The sequence below is a fragment of the Planktothrix pseudagardhii genome, assembly GCF_904830925.1.
GTDB lineage: Bacteria > Cyanobacteriota > Cyanobacteriia > Cyanobacteriales > Microcoleaceae > Planktothrix > Planktothrix tepida.
Map to the genome: position 1 here is coordinate 6126465 of NZ_LR882967.1, position 18481 is coordinate 6144945.

16 protein-coding genes are annotated in these 18481 nt (G+C 38.1%); 7 read left to right on the forward strand and 9 right to left on the reverse strand.

What is annotated here, in order from left to right:
- The first annotated feature begins 66 nt into the window (after positions 1–66).
- The 3 genes from NMK36_RS26610 to NMK36_RS26620 all read left to right on the forward strand — a co-directional run bounded on the left by NMK36_RS26610 (position 67) and on the right by NMK36_RS26620 (position 3812).
- On the forward strand, positions 67–558 hold the full coding sequence (locus NMK36_RS26610) for a gluconokinase (protein ID WP_186440296.1): 492 nt from the start codon (positions 67–69) through the stop codon (positions 556–558).
- Positions 559–571: 13 nt separating this feature from the next.
- Positions 572–2608: an FAD-dependent oxidoreductase gene (locus NMK36_RS26615; protein WP_072717733.1), complete on the forward strand. Its 2037-nt coding sequence runs from the start codon at positions 572–574 to the stop codon at positions 2606–2608.
- A 169-nt stretch (positions 2609–2777) separates the two neighbouring features.
- Positions 2778–3812, forward strand: a complete 1035-nt coding sequence (locus NMK36_RS26620) for an aromatic ring-hydroxylating dioxygenase subunit alpha (protein WP_254175018.1) — start codon at positions 2778–2780, stop codon at positions 3810–3812.
- Here NMK36_RS26620 and NMK36_RS26625 read toward each other — a convergent pair.
- Positions 3809–7093, reverse strand: a complete 3285-nt coding sequence (locus NMK36_RS26625) for a SpoIIE family protein phosphatase (RefSeq protein ID WP_254175019.1) — start codon at positions 7091–7093, stop codon at positions 3809–3811. The genes NMK36_RS26620 and NMK36_RS26625 overlap by 4 nt on opposite strands.
- 41 nt (positions 7094–7134) lie before the next feature.
- Positions 7135–7728, reverse strand: coding sequence for a UbiX family flavin prenyltransferase (locus NMK36_RS26630; RefSeq protein WP_072717730.1), 594 nt, complete (start codon positions 7726–7728; stop codon positions 7135–7137).
- Between the two features lie 372 nt (positions 7729–8100).
- Between NMK36_RS26630 and NMK36_RS26635 the strand changes: the two genes are divergently transcribed.
- Positions 8101–8760 carry a DUF1361 domain-containing protein gene (locus tag NMK36_RS26635; RefSeq protein ID WP_072717729.1) on the forward strand — a complete coding sequence of 220 codons (660 nt, stop codon included), beginning with the start codon at positions 8101–8103 and terminating at the stop codon, positions 8758–8760.
- A 64-nt stretch (positions 8761–8824) separates the two neighbouring features.
- On the opposite strand, the gene NMK36_RS26640 is transcribed toward NMK36_RS26635, so the two are convergent.
- Positions 8825–9493, reverse strand: a complete 669-nt coding sequence (locus tag NMK36_RS26640; protein WP_072717728.1) for a leucine-rich repeat domain-containing protein — start codon at positions 9491–9493, stop codon at positions 8825–8827.
- 442 nt (positions 9494–9935) lie between these two features.
- On the opposite strand from NMK36_RS26640, the gene NMK36_RS26645 reads away from it, so the two are divergent.
- Positions 9936–11222, forward strand: a complete 1287-nt coding sequence (locus tag NMK36_RS26645) for a GH25 family lysozyme (RefSeq protein ID WP_254175020.1) — start codon at positions 9936–9938, stop codon at positions 11220–11222.
- 131 nt (positions 11223–11353) lie between these two features.
- On the opposite strand, the gene NMK36_RS26650 is transcribed toward NMK36_RS26645, so the two are convergent.
- The 6 genes from NMK36_RS26650 to NMK36_RS26675 all read right to left on the reverse strand — a co-directional run bounded on the left by NMK36_RS26650 (position 11354) and on the right by NMK36_RS26675 (position 16390).
- Positions 11354–11863, reverse strand: a complete 510-nt coding sequence (locus NMK36_RS26650; protein ID WP_072718660.1) for a GNAT family N-acetyltransferase — start codon at positions 11861–11863, stop codon at positions 11354–11356.
- 55 nt (positions 11864–11918) lie between these two features.
- On the reverse strand, positions 11919–12347 hold the full coding sequence (locus NMK36_RS26655) for a type II toxin-antitoxin system VapC family toxin (RefSeq protein WP_072717386.1): 429 nt from the start codon (positions 12345–12347) through the stop codon (positions 11919–11921).
- On the reverse strand, positions 12344–12562 hold the full coding sequence (locus NMK36_RS26660) for a transferase hexapeptide repeat containing protein (RefSeq protein WP_072717385.1): 219 nt from the start codon (positions 12560–12562) through the stop codon (positions 12344–12346). Before NMK36_RS26660 ends, NMK36_RS26655 begins: the two co-directional genes overlap by 4 nt.
- 580 nt (positions 12563–13142) lie before the next feature.
- Positions 13143–14105 carry a BadF/BadG/BcrA/BcrD ATPase family protein gene (locus NMK36_RS26665; RefSeq protein ID WP_254175021.1) on the reverse strand — a complete coding sequence of 321 codons (963 nt, stop codon included), beginning with the start codon at positions 14103–14105 and terminating at the stop codon, positions 13143–13145.
- A 283-nt stretch (positions 14106–14388) separates the two neighbouring features.
- On the reverse strand, positions 14389–15273 hold the full coding sequence (locus tag NMK36_RS26670; RefSeq protein WP_072717726.1) for a S1 RNA-binding domain-containing protein: 885 nt from the start codon (positions 15271–15273) through the stop codon (positions 14389–14391).
- A gap of 376 nt (positions 15274–15649) precedes the next feature.
- Positions 15650–16390 (reverse strand): dienelactone hydrolase family protein, encoded by a 741-nt coding sequence (locus NMK36_RS26675; protein ID WP_254175022.1) that lies wholly within the window; start codon positions 16388–16390, stop codon positions 15650–15652.
- Between the two features lie 311 nt (positions 16391–16701).
- Here NMK36_RS26675 and NMK36_RS26680 point away from each other — a divergent pair, with 311 nt between their 5' ends.
- Positions 16702–17685: a GntR family transcriptional regulator gene (locus NMK36_RS26680; RefSeq protein WP_072717724.1), complete on the forward strand. Its 984-nt coding sequence runs from the start codon at positions 16702–16704 to the stop codon at positions 17683–17685.
- Between the two features lie 77 nt (positions 17686–17762).
- Positions 17763–18419: a nitroreductase family protein gene (locus tag NMK36_RS26685; RefSeq protein ID WP_072717723.1), complete on the forward strand. Its 657-nt coding sequence runs from the start codon at positions 17763–17765 to the stop codon at positions 18417–18419.
- The last annotated feature ends 62 nt before the right edge of the window (positions 18420–18481 follow it).

Consider the following 18481-nt stretch of genomic DNA (forward strand, 5'->3'; position numbering starts at 1 on the left):
AAATCAGTTATACCTATATTTTAGCACAAATTTTTTATCTTTCACGTTCTCCTCTTGTGAGCCATAATGATTATTTTAGTGATGGGGGTTTCCGGTTCTGGGAAATCAACAATTGGTCAACTTTTGGCGGAATCTTTGCAGTGGCAATTTTACGATGCTGATGATTTTCACTCTCCCGAAAGTATTGCTAAAATGAGCAAAAATATTCCCTTGCAGGATAGTGATCGAATGCCTTGGTTAATGCAGCTTCAAAAGGCGATTGACCACTGGTTAGAAACTCAAAATAATGTCGTTTTAGCTTGTTCTGCATTGAAAGATTCCTATCGTATAATGTTATGGAGAGATCCTCAGCAAATGCGCTTAGTTTATTTAAAAGGGCCAGAAAAATTAATTCAACAACGGCTCCAAAGTCGGTATAATCATTTTATGTCTGCTGATCTGCTCGATACTCAATTAGACATTTTAGAAGAACCTAAAACGGCTTTATATGTTGATATTTCCGATTCCCCCTTAGAAATTGTAGATCAAATTAAAACCTATTTGCAGTTACAACCTTAAGTTTAAATGATCCATGACTGAACAATTTAACTCCTCTTCATTCTCTAATCTTTCTCGTCGTTCTGTCCTCAAATTTTTAGGGGTTGGTGCAGTAACAGGGGTATTAGGATATTCTCGATTTCATAAACCTGAACCTGCGATTTTTCAACCAGATATGATTAATTTACCGCAATTTTTAGAGCAACCGAAGCACGTTGTTATTGTCGGTGGAGGATTAGCAGGATTAGCCTGTGGGTATGAACTCAGTCAACGGGGATTTAAAGTTACTGTATTAGAAAAGTCTCCTCAATTGGGCGGTAAAATTGCAAGTTGGGATATTCAAGTGGGCGATAAAACCTTTAAAATGGAACATGGATTTCATGGTTTTTTCCCTCAATATTATAACTTAAATTCTTTAGTTAATCAACTTAAAATTAAAGATAATTTCATATCTTTAGAATCCTATGCGGTTGTTTTTAGGAATAACCAATATCAACCCGAAATTTTTCGTCCTAGTCGGTCTGCATTTCCTTGGAATGTGGTTGATTTAGGAGTATCTTCTCCCAATCGGTTAAACTGGGGAATTAATCTAACCCATCTCAATCATTGGAAAGTCTTTCGAGAAATTGGAGGGTTTAAAATTCCGAATAGTTATCAACGGTTAGATGAGATTTCCGTTGCAGATTGGGTGCGTGAAGATTTCCCCCAAGGATTATATGATTTATATTTTCTTCCCTTTGCAAAATCCAGTTTAAATGCACCGGATAAACTGAGTGTGGGGGAACTGATGCAGTTTTTTCATTTCTATTTTTTTGGGAATCCTGAAGGGTTAGCCTTTAATGGAACTCGTCAAGATATGGGAACCAGTTTAGTCCAACCTTTAGTGAATGCAATTCAAGAAAAAGGGGGAGAAGTTTTAACAGAAATAACCGTTAGTCATTTTAACTGGAATCAAGGTCAAATTGACTCGATTACTTATGTCCAAGGAAATGCAATTAATTCAGTTCCATTTTGGGTAACATCTAATCCTATTATATCCTCTAAAGGGTTTGAATATTTTGGCAATGCTGATGATGTTTATGCCGTATCTACCCAAAATAATACAGCTATTTCTTTACACTGTACCCATCAAGGCTGTACTGTAAAAATGGCAGAGGATGGATATTTTCACTGTCCGTGTCATGGTGCTGTTTTTAATCAAAAAGGTGAGGTTATTTCGGGGCCAGCACAACGAAATTTACAACAATATCAAGTGATTCAAAGACAGAATGACCAAGTGCAGTTAGTACAAGAAATCACCCAACCCCCCAAAAATTGGGGGGAGGAGGGAAACTTTAAACGAGGGGTAAGTGATTCTGATGATAATACAACAGCAGCAAATTCATCTGTTATCCCTGCTACAAATTCTCCCCAAATGATTCAAGCGGATTATTATGTATTGGCGACGGATATTCCAGGAACACAGCAGTTATTTACTTTAATGACAGGGGATATTAATGTGCAGATTAAGCAACAAATTGAACAATTACAAGTTGCTGACCCTTTTGCGGTTTGTCGCTTTTGGTTTGACCGAGATTTTCCTTGGGAATATAGCCATTTTACCTCTTTATCGGGTTATGATTTAACCGATAGTATTACTCTTTATCATTGTATCCAAGATGAATATATTCAATGGCATCAAGAAACGGGAGGAAGTGTTGTTGAATTACACGCCTATTGTTATAAAGAAACTGAATTTCCAACTCAAGAAGCGTTATTAACGACGTTTGAACAAGAACTTTATGAAATTGTTCCCGAATTAAAATCCGCCACTTTATTACATCGAGAATTAGTCAATCAGAAAAATTTTGCTGGATATCCCCCCGGAAGTTATGCCAATCGTCCGGTGACAAATTCTGGGGTTTCTAACTTAATGTTTGCGGGAGATTGGGTTAAAATGCCGTTTCCTTGTGGTTTAATGGAAAGAGCCATTAGTAGTGGTTTATTAGCCGCTAATGAGATTTTACATCAGGAAGGGTTGCAAAGGCGATCGCTTTTTTCCGTCACTCCAGAAGGCTTTTTAAAGATATAGCCATTCTAAATAAATTTTAATATTTTACGGTAGGGGTTGGGTCTCCCAACCCCTACCGGGACTTAAATATAAATAGAAAAAGGATATAACTGGATTATAATAAGTTTAATTTAGGTTTTGGCTTGAAATTTTTTAAGTTCCGTTACTGGATTAATGACCACTGACTACCATGATAAATTCTAATATTAGACAGTTAGAAATTAATTTTAATTACTGGTATGTTGTTGCCAGCAGTAAAGAAGTTAAAAACCAACCTTTAGGAGTAAAATTATGGAATCAAAATATTGTTTTATTTCGGGATAATTCAGGAACAATTCATGCTTTAGAAGATCGCTGTCCCCATCGACAAGTTAAACTAAGTCATGGTAAAATAATTGAGAATAATTTAGAATGTGCGTATCACGGTTGGCAATTTAATCCTCAAGGAGACTGTGTAAACGTTCCCTATTTAGATGATAACCAAAAATTACCTAAAAATTGCAAAATTCGACAATACCCCGTTAAAGAATTAGATGGGTTTATCTGGTTATTTCTGGGAGAAAATGCTACAGAAACTCAACCGTTAGGGGTTCCTGAATGGGATGATTTGAATTATATTGCAACGGTTTCCGTTATCCATTATCAAGGGCATTTTTCCTTTTTAATTGAAAATTTAATGGATATGTATCACGGACATTTACACCAAGATTGGCAAGCGTGGACAGATGCTAAATTAGACAAAATCGAAGAAACTGAAAACCGAGTTGATGCTTACTATCAAGCGCAGAGTTATTATAAAATTGATAAAATTTGGTCAATTTCTCAGTTATTTTTTCCCAGTTTAAGACAACTCCATCCTGAACCTCTAACGGTCAGTTATATTTATCCCCATTGGTTTTCTACTTTGGGAGAATATTTTAAAATCTATTGTTTATTTTGTCCCATTAGTTTAACCGAAACCCGTGCATATTTAATTCATTTTACCTCTTTAAACGCTTTTTGGCGACTCCATAAACTCCCTATTAAATTTAGAAAATTTGTTAAAGATTTATGTTTTGGTTCTGCACAAAAACTATTAGATGGGTTAGTTCAACAAGATATTTTAATGATAGAAGAAGAACAACAAGCTTATTTACAATATCCCCAACGCCAAGGATATGAATTTAATCGCACGATTAAAAGTGTTCAACGGTTAATTCAACATCAAGCTCCCCCCTTAACTTAAGCTTTTTGTTTTAAAATTAATAAAGTAATATCATCAAACTGTTTTTGTTCACCCCGAAACATCACAACATCATTGATAACCGCTTGTTTAATGTCTTCAATGGGGTTATGCCAATTTTTAGAAATAACATTACAAAGTCGATTTAACCCATATTGTTCTTTACTCAAATTGAAAGTTTCAGTAATTCCATCCGTATATAAAACGACTCCATCTCCCGCTTTTAACTCAACAGTTGTAGAATCAATAAATTCCGTAATATCTTCATCTAATGCAATGGGAATTCCTAAATCTATCGTATCAATTCGTTCAATTGTACCATTAGAACGGACAATTAAAATCTCTTCATGTTGTCCACTTACTGTTAATAATCCTTGATAATAATTTAACAGAACTAAAGTTAAATTCCGGTCAACATTCATCCGTTCAACATTTTTATAAAGAGTGCGGTTGAGAATGCTTAAAAACTGAATCGGGTCAGTTTCACGAACTTCCTTGAGGGTGCGAATTCCGGTTTGCGTCATTAACATTAAAATCCCACTTTCTAACCCATGTCCGGTGACATCTCCAATTCCTAAAGTTACCACACCATCGGTTTCTAAAACATCATAATAATCTCCCCCCACTTCCTCTGCGGGTTCCATAAATCCCAAAATTTCTAATTCATGAATAGTAGCAAGTTCTTCCGGTTTGGGTAAAATCATTTGTTGTAAACGTCGAGTAACTTCTAATTCTGTTGCTAACCGTAAATTTTCAGCATGGAGACGACTAATATTAATATGGGTACGAATTCTAGCTAACAGTTCATCTTTAGCAAAGGGTTTCATCATATAATCATTCGCACCCATATTTAACCCGGTAACAATATCTTGTACTTGGGTTTTAGCGGTTAATAAAATAATCGGTAATTCTGTTGCATTGAAGCGTTCTCGAAGTTTTTGAGTCACTTCATATCCAGTAATTTTAGGCATCATCACATCTAATAAAATCATATTCGGTTTAAGTCCATGCTCAATTAACTCTAACGCTTCTTCTCCATTAGTAGCTTGAAAAACGGCATAATTATTTAATGAAAGATTATTAAATAAAACTTGACGGTTAACCACTTCATCATCCACAATTAAAATTTTGATTGTTTCTGGAGAATAATCCATAAACGGTTTAGAAAAGTTGGGATTAATCGCAATTAAAGGATTAATTTGTAACGGTTTGCTCAAATTTTTAACCCGATTTTCCGATGGGTTTTTAATCGTATTTTCAGCAATAGGGAGGGTAAATGTAAATTGAGAACCGATTCCTAACTCAGACTGAACCGTAATTTTACCGCCATGTAATTCCACCAATTGTTTTGTAATGGTTAATCCTAATCCTGTCCCGCCATATTCCCTCGCCGTAGACCCTTCCGCCTGTTCAAAGGATTCAAAAATTCGCTCTAATTTATCCGCAGCAATTCCAATTCCAGTATCAGAAATCGTAATCGCCATTTGAGGTTTTTCCGTTTCCGATAAAATTCGGGCTGATATTTCTACAATTCCTTCTGAAGTAAATTTAATGGCATTTCCAATTAAATTATATAGAATTTGTTGTAAGCGATTTTCGTCGGCTTCTGCTAAGGGAAATTCGGCTGGAATGCGATTAATAATATGCAGATCTTTTTGAGTAATTAAGGGTTGACTCAGAATAGAAACCGCATTAACAATACTATAAACATCCACAGGTCGCAACTGCAATTCAATATTTTTGTGACGCAGTTTAGAGAAATCTAAAATATCACCCACTAAACTCGATAAACGCCGACCACTCGCAACAATCATCGCTAAGTTGCTATTGGTTTCTGATGGTAAATCACCCGTTACTCCCTCGATTAAAGATTCAGCAATCCCAATAATTCCATTCAAAGGTGTTCGCAATTCATGGGAGGTATTCGCCAGAAATTCATCTTTTAATTGATCTAAATCTTGTAATTCTTTATTTTTAGCTTCTAAAATTGTAAAAGATTCTTTAAGCTGTTTTGCCATGCGATTAAACGATCTTCCTAATTGACCGAGTTCGTCCTTGCGTTTTAAATTAACCGTTTGTTCCCAGTTTCCTTGAGCAATTTGTTTCGCTGCAATATTTAATTGTAAAATCGGTTTAACAATCCATTGTGCCGTTAATAATCCTATCACTGTAGCTCCTAATAATGCCAAACTACATAAAATAATTGTTGTGCGAGTATTAGTATTAATTTGTTCCATAAAATCAGATTCAGGAACCACCACCAAAATTAACCAATTAACCGTTTTTCCTTTTTGAAAGGGTAAGACTTTAACAAAATAGCGTTCACGGTTCCATGTAAATTCGAGATCTTTTCCTTGTTTAATATTGTTCAGATTCCCTTGAGTTTGACTTAAATACTTTGCTGTTGCTTGGGTTAATAAATTTTTACTGTTAATAGCCGGAAATAACTGCCTTTCGTTATTAATTTCTTGAAAAGGTTTTTCTAAGGTTGATGTGGCTAACAACGTGCCCTTACTATCGATTAAAAAAGTTTGTCCTGATTTCCCTACCTTTAATCGGTTTAAAAAATCTCCAATTCCATCTAACCGTAAAGCTGTATTCAGAACCCCCTGAATTTGTTGGGTTTGAGGATTATAAACCGGGAGTAAAGCACTCATTAATAATGTCGGTTCTAATAAGGATAAATAAACGGAACTCCAAGTGGTGCCTCCCGCTTTCACTGCGTCTTGATACCAAACCCCCTTGCGGGTATCAAAATCTTTAACAATGGTTGCAACTTTTGTGCGATCGCCTTTATTATTGGTTTGATAAGAATAGAAGTCAAAATTGGTAAATGTATCAACAACATTAATTCTTAATGAACCATCACCCAACTGTTCCCCGGTGCGTTCCTGACCCGCCGCATTGGTAACTTTAATAAAATTAATCTCAGGAAAAATTTGAACTTGTCCCCAGAGATATTTTTCCCAAGAGTTTAAATTTTTTAAGGTTAAAGTTCCTGAACGGATTAAATTTAAGTTCGTTTGATTAATCTTTTCAGGAACCGTTAAATACGCTTCTAAATTTTGTTCAACCCGCGCACTAATTTCATTTTGTAACTGACTAACAACTTCATGAACAGATTTCTGACCCGCTTGAAATGATAGCCATCCCACAACGCCAACCGCCCCAAAAATTTGAAGTAAAAATGGTACAATCAAAACCGTTCGGATCGGAATTGGATGCCGAGATTTCCGAACAATTTTGAACCAGATTAACTGAACTTGAGGTAAGCGAATTGACATAGATTATAGGAAGTTATTAAATTAATTGAACCCTATCCTGTCTACATCTTAGACCCACCGAGATCAATTTCTTCTCCCCAACGTTTCAACTGACCGACTTCAATATCAAACAAATCAAGAACCCGACAAACGGTATTTGTCACCATTTCATCAATTGACTCCGGCATCGTATAAAATGCAGGAACCGGAGGCATAATAATTCCCCCACATTCAGTCACGGTTAACATATTTTTGAGATGAATGGCATGGAGAGGGGTTTCCCGCACCATTAAGACTAACCGACGGCGTTCTTTGAGTACCACATCCGCCGCGCGGGTGAGGAGGTTACTCGTTACCCCCGTTGCAATTTCAGCTAAGGTTTTCATTGAACAGGGAAGGATCACCATCCCCATCGTCCGAAAGGAACCACTCGATATCGCTGCTCCCACATCGTTAATAGAATAGCTGACGCTGGCTAGATTGTGAAGGTGTTTCGCATCGAGTCCTAACTCATGGGTTCTGGTGATTTCTCCCGCACGGGAAACGACAAGATGGGTTTCTACATCGGTTTTCTGTAGGAGTTCCAACAAACGCACGGCATAAATAATACCACTCGCCCCACTAATACCAACGATGAGACGTTTAGAACTGGTCATGTTGACAAATTGGAGGCTTAACAATTTCAATTCTTATATTTTAGCTGAATCCGAGCCAAAAATCTCATGTCCTCTCTTAATTTCCCAGAAAGAACACTCCGTTTTTGCATTCTCTTCTAGGAAATAAAACAGTTTTGGGGGCTTTTTTGTCAGGTATTGAGAGGGTTCAGATTTTTTGTTCCAACTTCATTAAGGCTTGAATTCGAGCTTCTGTAGACGGGTGAGTTGAAAATAAATTTGCCATGCTATTTGAGTTGGAAATTTGCTAACACCAGGAGAGAATACAGCCCTCGATCATAGGAGTTTATGGAATTCCTGAGAACGGAGTTGTTATACTAAACAAGAATAATTTTACCATAAACGCAGAAATCTATGAGAGAACTGTTAGCGGATGCCTTGGAGGTCTTTGATCGACACAGTGGTTGGATTATTTGGAATTTGTTTTTGGCGTTTATTCCCTTAGTCTTAAGTTTTTGGCTGTTTCGGAGGAGAAGTATTTCTCGAACTTGGTTTTGGTGGATTATTTATGTTATTTTTATTGCTTTTTTACCCAATGCACCTTATTTACTCACGGATATTATTCATTTAATTCGCGCAACTCGTGCAGGGTATTCGGTTTGGATTATTACTCTAATTTTTATTCCCCTTCATCTCTTTGCCATTCTGAGTGGGTTAGAAGCTTATGTTGTTTCGTTAATTAATCAAAATCATTATCTCAGAAAGGAAGGAGCAAAACAATATATTTTTCTGTCGGAAATCATGACGCATCTTTTGTGTGCGATTGGAGTATTCATGGGACGATTTCGGCGCTTTAATAGTTGGGATTTAGTCACTCAGCCGGATGTAGTTCTCTCTAAAACCTTAGATGATTTAACGACTAAAAAGCCTTTATTAGTTATTTTTATTACTTTTATTGCGATTACAATCTCCTATACTTTAATGAAGCAGGTTACGTTTGGTTTAATGCTTCAGTTTCGACGGCTTTATTTAGGGTTAGATGAATTAGATCCCGAAGAAATTATCAAGCGATAAATTAGAATAAGAGACAGGATGAAAGCCATTTTGAATCTCTTAATAGCTTGGACAAAGCCCTAGATTATTCCCGATCAAAGCGACAAACATATTTTGGATTAATCGGACATTGAGTAGAGGTGAGTGGATTATCTTGAATAAATAAGAAACGAAGTTTTGTTAAAGCTTTTAAATCGCTAATATCAACAATTTTATTATGGTTGAGATAGATTTCAATTAAACTTGTTAAGCTCTGAAGGGGGGAAATATCAGAAATCTGATTATAACTTAAATTAATTCGGGCTAATTGGGTTAAAGGTTGCAATGGACTAATATCCGTAATTCGATTAAAACTTAAATCCAATTCGTGTAAATTATTCAAAGTTTGTAAGGGAGTGAGATCGGAAATTTGGTTATTATTAAGCTTCAATGAAGTTAAATGAGTTAATCCTTTTAAGGGACTTAAATCAGAAATCAGAAAGGTACTTAAATCTAACCTTTCTTGTTGAGAAAGCATTTGATTCGCGCGATCGCAATCGGAAGTTCCCACTTGTTGTAATAAAACATCCACAGTTCTCCTCGCTTCCGGTAACAACTGTTGACGATTAGAACACCAATCTTGAAAGGTTTTAAAAATAGGTGTATCCGGTTGTGATTGTGCCACACTGGCAGCCGGAAACCCCACAACACTTAACAATAATAAAAGCCCTCCCAGCTTCTGTTTAACTGTCCTTTTTTCTAATAATTGATTCATGGGTTTAAATCCTCCTAAAGGGTTGAAGTTAAGTCTGGAAAGTGACGTTTTAATAAACTTTATAGAGCATTTTAGAATTCCATTAAGTCGTTCTATCGTTAGGGTAGCATATCACCAAAGTCAGGATATTTTTCAATCATCATTGATTCCCGTTGTCTGTCAGATCATCGTTCTCCTGTTCAAGGAATGGCTTCAAAAGCTGTAACTGACGAACAAGCAACAGTTTCAATATTGGGTCTGGGGCAATTTTACCGGATCTCCTAGTGCCATCACGATCACTGCGGGAAGTCAGCCACTCGGGTCGAGGCAAAAAGTCCGAACCCGATAATTTTAATTTTGATAATGATCGTTTAAAATAGAAACTGTATTGTAAAATATTGCGATTAAAATAACAATTGACACAGCGATCGCTAACTTTCCTAATTCCTAAACTTCTAAACCAATGAGTATTCGCGGGATTGACGTTTCTGATTACCAGCCTAACGTAGATTGGCAAGCCGTTGCCCGTTCTGGTATTGCCTTTGCTATTATCAAATCAACCGAAGGAGAAACCTTTGTTTGTGATGTTTTTAAGCGCTATTGGGAACAATCAAAAGCCAATGGTTTAATTCGGGGTGCTTATCATTTTTTCAAACCTGATATAGATCCGATTAAACAAGCCTATCATTTCCTGAAAATTGTTAAACTTCAAGATGGTGATCTTCCTCCGGTTTTAGATATTGAAACCATGGGAGGATTAGAAGCCAAAGCGTTGTGTGATCGGTTAGCACAATGGATAGATGTGATGGAAAAAGAAACCGGTTTTCGTCCTATTATCTACACTTATCCTGGATTTTGGCAAAAGCTCAATACCACTCGTTTTTCTGATTATCCCCTCTGGATTGCTCACTATACCACGGCTGAACAACCGATGATTCCTGGCGGTTGGAAAAGCTGGGTTTTTTGGCAATTTACCGATCAAGGTCAAATAGAAGGAATTAGTGGCGGTGTAGATGTTAATTTATTTGAAAGTGTTCGCAAAGGAGATAAGGGAACAAAAGTTGAAAAAATTCAAAACTTACTGAAAAATCGAGGTTATGATCCAGGGGTGATTGATGGCGCTTTTGGGACTGGAACTGAAACAGCCTTAATCAAATTTCAACAAGCTAAACAGTTAGAATCTGATGGAATTGCAGGGTTAAAAACTTGGACAGCATTAATGGGACGTTCAGATTCTTTTGTATTACCTGTAGGGAACGTTGAACCGACTCCAGAACCCACACCTGCACCCACACCCACACCTGCACCTGTTCCTAGTATTGAATTGATTGATATTTGTAAAATTTACAAAGGAAATCCAGGTCAAGATCAAGTATTAACATGGTTACAACAACAAATTCCCTCAGCCACGTTATTAGAATTTTCTAAACTCTGGCGAAATCAACCCAAAGCTCAAACCACTTCCGTTAAGTTAATTGATGTTTGTAAATATTATCGGGGTTTACCCAGTCAAGATCAAGCCTTGCGTTGGTTACAGGAAAAAATTGCCCCCTCAATTTTAAGTGAATTAGCTCAACAATGGAATCAACAAACCTTACCCATACCCAGTATTAAATTACAAGATGTCTGTAAATATTACAAAGGTTTACCCAACCAAGCAGCGGCTTTAGATTGGTTACAAAGTCAAATTCCTCCTGCTACTTTAGATGAATTTGGGAAGAAGTGGCGACAACCTGCACCCAAAAAATAACCAATCACTCCCTATCGTCGGGTGCGTCAGCAGAAGCGCACCCACCCCCGCAACTAAAATTAATTATCATTCTGCTATAGAAGGGAACATTTTTTGAATCCCTTTGGAATTAACTGAATCTGCAACTACACTCAGGCTAAATTAGTTTTAGACTGCCAATCTTCCCGATTCAGACAATACACAAAACAGTCATCGTCACCAAACCGCCGTGGCTCGACAAATTTAAAGCCAAGACGTTCATAGAAGCGGTGAGCGCGAGTATTATTAGCTAGGGGATCGACAAGGACGGCCGTTACAGTTGATGCTCCAAAACATCGAGCAATGGCAAGCTGCATCATTTCTGTTCCATAGCCTTTGGCCAAATCCTGTTCTTCTCCAATCCAAATATCAATAGCCCGAAGATTTGTTGCAATATCACCCCAATAATGGTCATCCTCACGGGCTGGATCGATGATCTCAACAAATCCAATAGGACGACCCTCCATTTCCGCAATCAATTGTTCCCTCCAATCTGGGGTACGATGAAGTTCCACTTCCCAACCCCAATCATCGTTAGGATCTGCGGAAATTATATGAGGTTGCTCATCCCAGTGTCGCAACAAATCCAAATCATCGGGAGTGGCTGATCGTAGATGAATCATATTCATGGGTACACGAGTTCCAACAAAAACTGGGGTTCCTCCTAAGCGGAGAGTGTCAAACCGTCCAATCTTCTGTTTTCAAACCAGGAACTTTGCTAAAGTCCCTAACATTTCTAGTTAATAATACTAAGTTACGAGAAATGGCGATCGCTGCAATTCTCAAATCCATCGTAGATACACGAATCTGTTGTGATCGCATTTGCTCGAAGATAGTGATTGCAACTGGATCAAATGGTAAAACCGGGGCATTTGCAAAACCTTGAAGGATTTCTAATAACAAAGTATATCCACGAAGAGTGTCGGTATTTGTTTTAGCACGATTGATAAAATCGTGTGCGCCAAGTATTTGTTCGTGAAAACTAATAACTGATAAAGCAAAATCTGATGGTGAGTGTTGGCTCATTTGATCGGTTAAACGAGTATATTCTAAACTTGAACCTCGCTGTAAGAAACTAATGTGGTCGGTGTCGAGCAGATATTTCACAATTCTTGATTACCTTGAACGACGGGTTGATCGGCTTGACGAAAAGCTCGTCCATATTCTAAAGATTTTATAAAAGCTGCTTGATCGGAAACTGAACCGATCAATTTTTCTAGCCAGTTTTCTGATGTAGACTGGCTCTGAGACTTGCCTTGAAGGTCAGCAACCGCTCGTTCAAGAGTTACTAGGCGTTGTTCAAGAGTCGTTTCATCTAACATTTTTCCTCCTGAGAATATTAGGGGCAATTTAGCCGATAACTAAGTTAGCAAAATAATGACAAACTTGTAAATATTATTTCCTACCTACTGACTAAAATCTATGACTAAATAAAGATTTTAAGAATCTTGATTTTCTTGAGCTTTGAAGCAACTTTTAAATCTTTAGTTCACTAGAATAACAACATATATCAGAAATTCCAAAGGTACAACAAGATAGAGTGCATTTACTAATTTTTTGGGGAGATGAACAGTTCTTATCTAAAATTTCTCTAGTCCTTTCCCAAAATTCAGGCGAATCTAAAGTATTAGAGCAGTCTTTACAACAGTCATCATTATCATTATAGCACTTTTGTTGTGACTCGCGATCTAAACAACAACAGCTTAAGCACTGACATTCGCCTTGAGAGTTAGTACAACAGTTGTCATCGGAAGAATCATTACTTTGAGCAGCTAACCGCTTAAGCTCTAAAGCCGCTAATGAACATTCATGAAATCTTTCTCTCATCATAAAAAAAGCCGTTTTGAAATCGTGTTCTCCAAAAGTACGTTTAATATATTGAGAGGTAGAAATCTTCTGATCTTAGCCTATTGTATGTAACGCTAACAACCCTGCACCATAGGCAGGTTCATGACGCGGAGAGATAATATTAGCTAAAGGAGCGATCGCATTAATTTCAGCTTCAAATTGGCGACGAAAATTCCCTAATCCTTTCCAAACTCCTCCCATAACAACAATTTCAAAGGATTCTGTGGGTTCAAATAAATGGTTAATGGCGACTTCTGTAGCTAAGGCTAATTCATGGGCTGCATTTTTAATAATCGTTTGAGCAATCGGATCACCCGAAGCCGCAACTTGATCCACAATTGGAGCTAGACTGGCAATATCTTTAACTACCCATCCTTGACGGTAAACAACGGGAATTAATTCTTCAATGGAATTTAAGTTTAAAGCGTCTTGAAAGGCTGGAATCAGTTGTGTTGATTCTAATCGACCATCATAAGAACGTAACGCCGATTTTAACCCTTGAATCGCAATATCATAACCACTACCTTCATCTCCTAAAAGATACCCCCAACCCCCGACTCGTTTACTGATTCCTTGATGATTTTTTCCGAAGATATGGGAACCTGTTCCTGCTATTACAACAATACCAACAAAGTGACCTAAACCGCCTACTAAGGCAATGACACTATCACTATTAATAATAATATTTTCTGGGGTTAATTTCCAGTCAATCGGTAATTCTGAGGAGGTTTGAATCTCTTCAATTAAATTGCGGATTACTTCAATATCTTCTGAACGACCTACCCCGGCTAATCCTAAACTAATCCCTTGAATGGGAACGAACCTTTCTAAGGCTAAAAAACTATGTTCAACGGCTTGTTGAATCGCTGAAATAATGGCTATTTTAGCAGCCTCAATTCCAATGGTTTGATAATTCGATGGCCCTGCTTGTCCGTGCCCTAATATTTTGCCATCAGCACTCATTAACACACAAACCGTTTTAGAACCGCCACCATCAATTCCTAATACATGAATCATCAGAAGATTTTAAGTTAAAATTAAGTTTTAAAATTTTATAATAGCACTAGGGAACAGGGAACAGGGAACAGGGAACAGGGAACAGGGAACAGGGAACAGGGAACAGGGAACAGGGAAAGGCTTTCAGAATTTAGTAAAACGTGTCCTGATCGCTTTTGGTACGTCTGTACAACTGTAATGTGTAGTGCTATAGATTTTAACAAGAAATTAACGATTTGAGAGAGTTCCCCCCTAAATTTAATTAATATTTTAATATAACTAGGGGGGCTTTTTAAAGGTTGAATTACAGATTAATTAACTTTTTAGCACGTTCTGCACGAGCTTCAGCAGATTCCATGACCTCGGATAATTTCTCAACGGCTTCACCCGGATAATTTTCTAAAATTCGGGTGGATAGAGAAATCCGATGGCGACCTTCATCTAAACTAATGACCATTGCTTTAATCATTTGACCAATCGGAAAAAGTTCTGCTAAAGATTCAACATATTTTTGACTGACTTCTTTAATATGAATTAGTCCCGTCACTCCTTCAATATCCACAAATACACCGAAGGGTTTAACACCCATGACTTTCCCTTCTACCAATTGACCGACTTCTAATTGACTAAAACCTAGGGATTGAGAGGCTAACCGTTGGGATAAAACAATTTTATTCCGTTCAACATCTAATTCTAAAATGGTGACGCTTAAGGATTGTTCAATTAACGATTCTAAATTGTCTTTTTCTAACAGATGCGATCGCGGAATAAATCCTCGTAAGGAATGAACTTCAACGGTAACACCCCCTCGATTTACTCCCGTGACTCTTGCTTGTAGAGATTGACCTTTATTTTGAATCTCAATCAGATCATCCCACACTTGTTTAATTTCTAATTGTCGGATAGAAAGTAATATTTGACCGTCGGCATTTTGCTCCCGAATAATCAGAAAATCCCGTTCTTCTTTTAAGGGAAGAATTTCGGAAATATCTTCAACGTCTACAACAGAAATTTCTTTTTTGGGAATAAAGCCGGGAGATTTAGCACCTTTAATGTCAATGTATGCACCATCGCTGGTATATGAATCTACCTGACCCTTAACGATTTGCCCTTTATGTAAATCATAACTGTGTTGATCTAGGGCTTTGGCAAAATCATCAAGAGAAAAGGACGGGTTTTTAGTAGCCATAGCAAAAAGTAAAGAAAAACAAAAATTAATCCGTTAGGAACCTGCTTATAACGTTGCTTTCGTCTTCAACAACACTGCAATCCTTTGAGCATAACATAGTTGGACGGGTTGACTGTAATCAGTTATCAGTTATCAGTTATCAGTTATCAGTTATCAGTTACCAGTGTAGAGACGTACTTGGAGGTTACGAGTCCTTCCCCAACTCAAAACTCTGCACTTGGCACATCTATACAGAAGTTAATGATTTCCCCTCTTCCCCTCTTCCCCCCGCTCCCTCTTCCCTTGTCCCCTTGTCCCCTTGTCCCCTTGTCCCCTTGTCCCCTCTTCCCTTGTCCCCTTGTCCCCTTGTCCCCTTGTCCCCTTGTCCCCTTGTCCCCTAACGCCTTAACTGCTGATCAAATAAGGCTTTAACCTGCGTCCAGGCATCTTGGGCTGCTTCGGCGTTGTAGGTACTGCGTTGATCGCAGAAAAAGCCGTGATCAGCTTTATAGCGGAAAATTTTATGGGGAATTTGATGATCTTGCAGGGCTGTTTCGATTTGATCAACTTGTTCGTTGGGAATGAGGGGATCTTCTGTCCCAAAAAAGCCATAGAGAACCCCTTTAATATCTTTTGTGCGAGTCAGGGTTGGTTCCCCTCCACCAGGGGTCATTGTGGGTATTTCACCGCCATAGAAACAAGCGGTAGCTCGAATATCAGCTAAGGTCGAAGCTAAATAAACAACATGACCGCCAAAACAAAACCCAATGGAACCAAATTTTGGGGTGAGGTTGGGGAGGGTTTTCAAATAGTTCAGGGTGGCTTGAATATCGCTTAATAGTTCTGGGGCGGTGGTTTTAGCTTTGTAGGTTCGGCCTAATGTCATATCAGCTTGAGTATAACCGACTTCAAAACCGGGCACTTGACGCTGATAAATGGCAGGGGCGATCGCAATATATCCTTCTTTGGCGATGCGTTCGGTGACATCTCGAATATGGGAATTTACCCCAAAAATTTCTTGAATGACCACAACACCTGGAAATTGACCCTCTCCGGTGGGTTGAGCCAGATAGGCATCAATGTGTAATTCTCCGTTAGGAACCTGAATTTGAGTGGCACGAATGGGTTGATTTGACATAACTTTTCACGGCGTTATCAATAATTGTTAATCCTATACCCAGATATACCAAAATCAGGTAATATAGAAACTATTATTATCAATGTTAATAGTTTAGTTAGGAGATAATAACTCTAATATCTTAGAAATTAAACATCAAAAACAAAGAGGTTAAACTTGAATCAAATTATATTAAGCTTTTGTTATCCAAACAGTGAGGAATAATGAGGAGATCAATTAATGCGAGTTAGGAAATAAATCTAAATATAGCAGTCTTGGGAAGAAATGCTAGTGTTTGTTGATTTTATTTGAATTGCCTTGGAGATGTAAAGATGGTTCGATTTTATATTCAGCCGGATAGCGATATTCCCGCGTCTAACCAACTATTTAATCAAATTCGGTTTGCGATCGCATCTCGTCAATTTCCCCCCGGACACCGTTTACCCAGCACTCGTCAACTGGCGATGGAAACAGGATTACACCGCAACACCATTAGCAAAGTGTATCGACAGTTAGAAGAGCATGGCTTAGTTGACGCCCAGGCGGGATCAGGGATTTATGTCCGGGCATTAGGTCATGAAGGCGGATCTCGGTTAAATTCACCAATTTTAGACCAGTATCCCGAAGCTAATAAAATTATTCAACGCAGTTTAGATGAATTGCTGTCTCAGGGATGCAGCTTAAATGAAGCCAGAGAAATGTTTTTAGGGGAAATTGATTGGAGATTACGGTGTAGTGCGAGAGTCCTCGTCACAGCCCCGACTCAAGATATTGGCATTGGACAATTAATGGCTCAAGAATTAGAAGAAGCCTTAAAAATTCCAGTGCAGTTAGTACCCATTGAACAGTTAACCAATCTTTTAGAAAAAGTGCCATCGGGAACCGTTGTTACCAGTCGCTATTTTATTGGACAAGCTGAAGCGATCGCTGCCCCAAAATCCGTGCGAGTCATCCCCGTTGATATTTATAATTTTGCCAAAGAAATCGAATTAGTTCGAGATTTACCCAAAGGAACTTATTTAGGAATTGTCAGCCTCAGTTCCGGTTTATTACGCGCAACAGAAGTGATTATTCACAGTCTACGAGGAGAAGATATTTTGGTGATGACAGCCCAATTAACGGATAGCTATAAAATTAATTCTATTATTCGCACAGCGCGGGTTGTTGTTTGTGATCAAGCCAGTTATGGCATTGTTAAAGATCTCGTTCATGCCAACCGGGACGAACTGATTCGTCAACCCCAATTGGTCTACTGCCCCAATTATATTGGCGCAGAGTCAATTAATTTACTGAAACGGGAATTAGGTTTAAATTGACATCTTGTTTCTTGTTCTCAGGTCTCCTTCGATGAGCGACATTTACGATAAAATTGAACCACTCATCAAACGATCCTATGGAACCATCGATTAATTTGAGACACGCGATTGAGCAACGTCGGGCTGTGAGGTCATTTGAACCGACCTTGATTCCTTCAGTAATTCTCTCAGAAATTCTACGTTTGGGGATGCGCTCGCCCTCTGCATTTAATTTACAACCCTGGCGGTTTATTATTTTACGCAATCTCGATAGTAAAGAAAAGCTCCAGGCTTGTGCATTTAATCAGAAACAAGTAACAGAAGCCCCTGTTGTGTTAATTTGTTGTAGCGATCGCCGCGTTGCAGAACCAGATTATATTGAATCGGTGATTCAACTCGGTCGAGATCAAGACGCGATTAACGATACCTATGCCGATCATATTCGTACCGCCATTTCCAATACCTTTGAGAAACATCCTTCCTTTGAAGGTATAGAAGCCTGGACGAACCGCCAAGCCATGTTAGCCGTTGCTCATATTATGATTGTGGCACAAGCCTACGGCGTCGATAGTTGTCCGATGGAGGGATTTATCGCCTCTGAGGTCAAAGCGGAATTTAATATCCCAAAAGAGGTTGATGTTTGTTGTCTCCTGGCTTTAGGATATGCAGCAAAACCTTTTAAAAAATATGGGGGAAGGTTTTCCGTTGAACAAGTCTGTTATGCAGAATCCTATGGGAAAGACTGGAAAAGTTAATTTTTAATCGATTTTCCAGAAGACCTTAATAAAATTTATCCCAAATTCAAATCTAAAATTTC

Coding starts and splice junctions, on each gene's coding strand:
- NMK36_RS26610 (WP_186440296.1), top strand. CDS start 67: ATGATTATTTTAGTGATGGGGGTTTCCGGTTCTGGGAAATCAACAATT.
- NMK36_RS26615 (WP_072717733.1), top strand. CDS start 572: ATGACTGAACAATTTAACTCCTCTTCATTCTCTAATCTTTCTCGTCGT.
- NMK36_RS26620 (WP_254175018.1), top strand. CDS start 2,778: ATGATAAATTCTAATATTAGACAGTTAGAAATTAATTTTAATTACTGG.
- NMK36_RS26625 (WP_254175019.1), bottom strand. CDS start 7,093: ATGTCAATTCGCTTACCTCAAGTTCAGTTAATCTGGTTCAAAATTGTT.
- NMK36_RS26630 (WP_072717730.1), bottom strand. CDS start 7,728: ATGACCAGTTCTAAACGTCTCATCGTTGGTATTAGTGGGGCGAGTGGT.
- NMK36_RS26635 (WP_072717729.1), top strand. CDS start 8,101: ATGAGAGAACTGTTAGCGGATGCCTTGGAGGTCTTTGATCGACACAGT.
- NMK36_RS26640 (WP_072717728.1), bottom strand. CDS start 9,493: ATGAATCAATTATTAGAAAAAAGGACAGTTAAACAGAAGCTGGGAGGG.
- NMK36_RS26645 (WP_254175020.1), top strand. CDS start 9,936: ATGAGTATTCGCGGGATTGACGTTTCTGATTACCAGCCTAACGTAGAT.
- NMK36_RS26650 (WP_072718660.1), bottom strand. CDS start 11,863: ATGATTCATCTACGATCAGCCACTCCCGATGATTTGGATTTGTTGCGA.
- NMK36_RS26660 (WP_072717385.1), bottom strand. CDS start 12,562: ATGTTAGATGAAACGACTCTTGAACAACGCCTAGTAACTCTTGAACGA.
- NMK36_RS26665 (WP_254175021.1), bottom strand. CDS start 14,105: ATGATTCATGTATTAGGAATTGATGGTGGCGGTTCTAAAACGGTTTGT.
- NMK36_RS26670 (WP_072717726.1), bottom strand. CDS start 15,273: ATGGCTACTAAAAACCCGTCCTTTTCTCTTGATGATTTTGCCAAAGCC.
- NMK36_RS26675 (WP_254175022.1), bottom strand. CDS start 16,390: ATGTCAAATCAACCCATTCGTGCCACTCAAATTCAGGTTCCTAACGGA.
- NMK36_RS26680 (WP_072717724.1), top strand. CDS start 16,702: ATGGTTCGATTTTATATTCAGCCGGATAGCGATATTCCCGCGTCTAAC.
- NMK36_RS26685 (WP_072717723.1), top strand. CDS start 17,763: ATGGAACCATCGATTAATTTGAGACACGCGATTGAGCAACGTCGGGCT.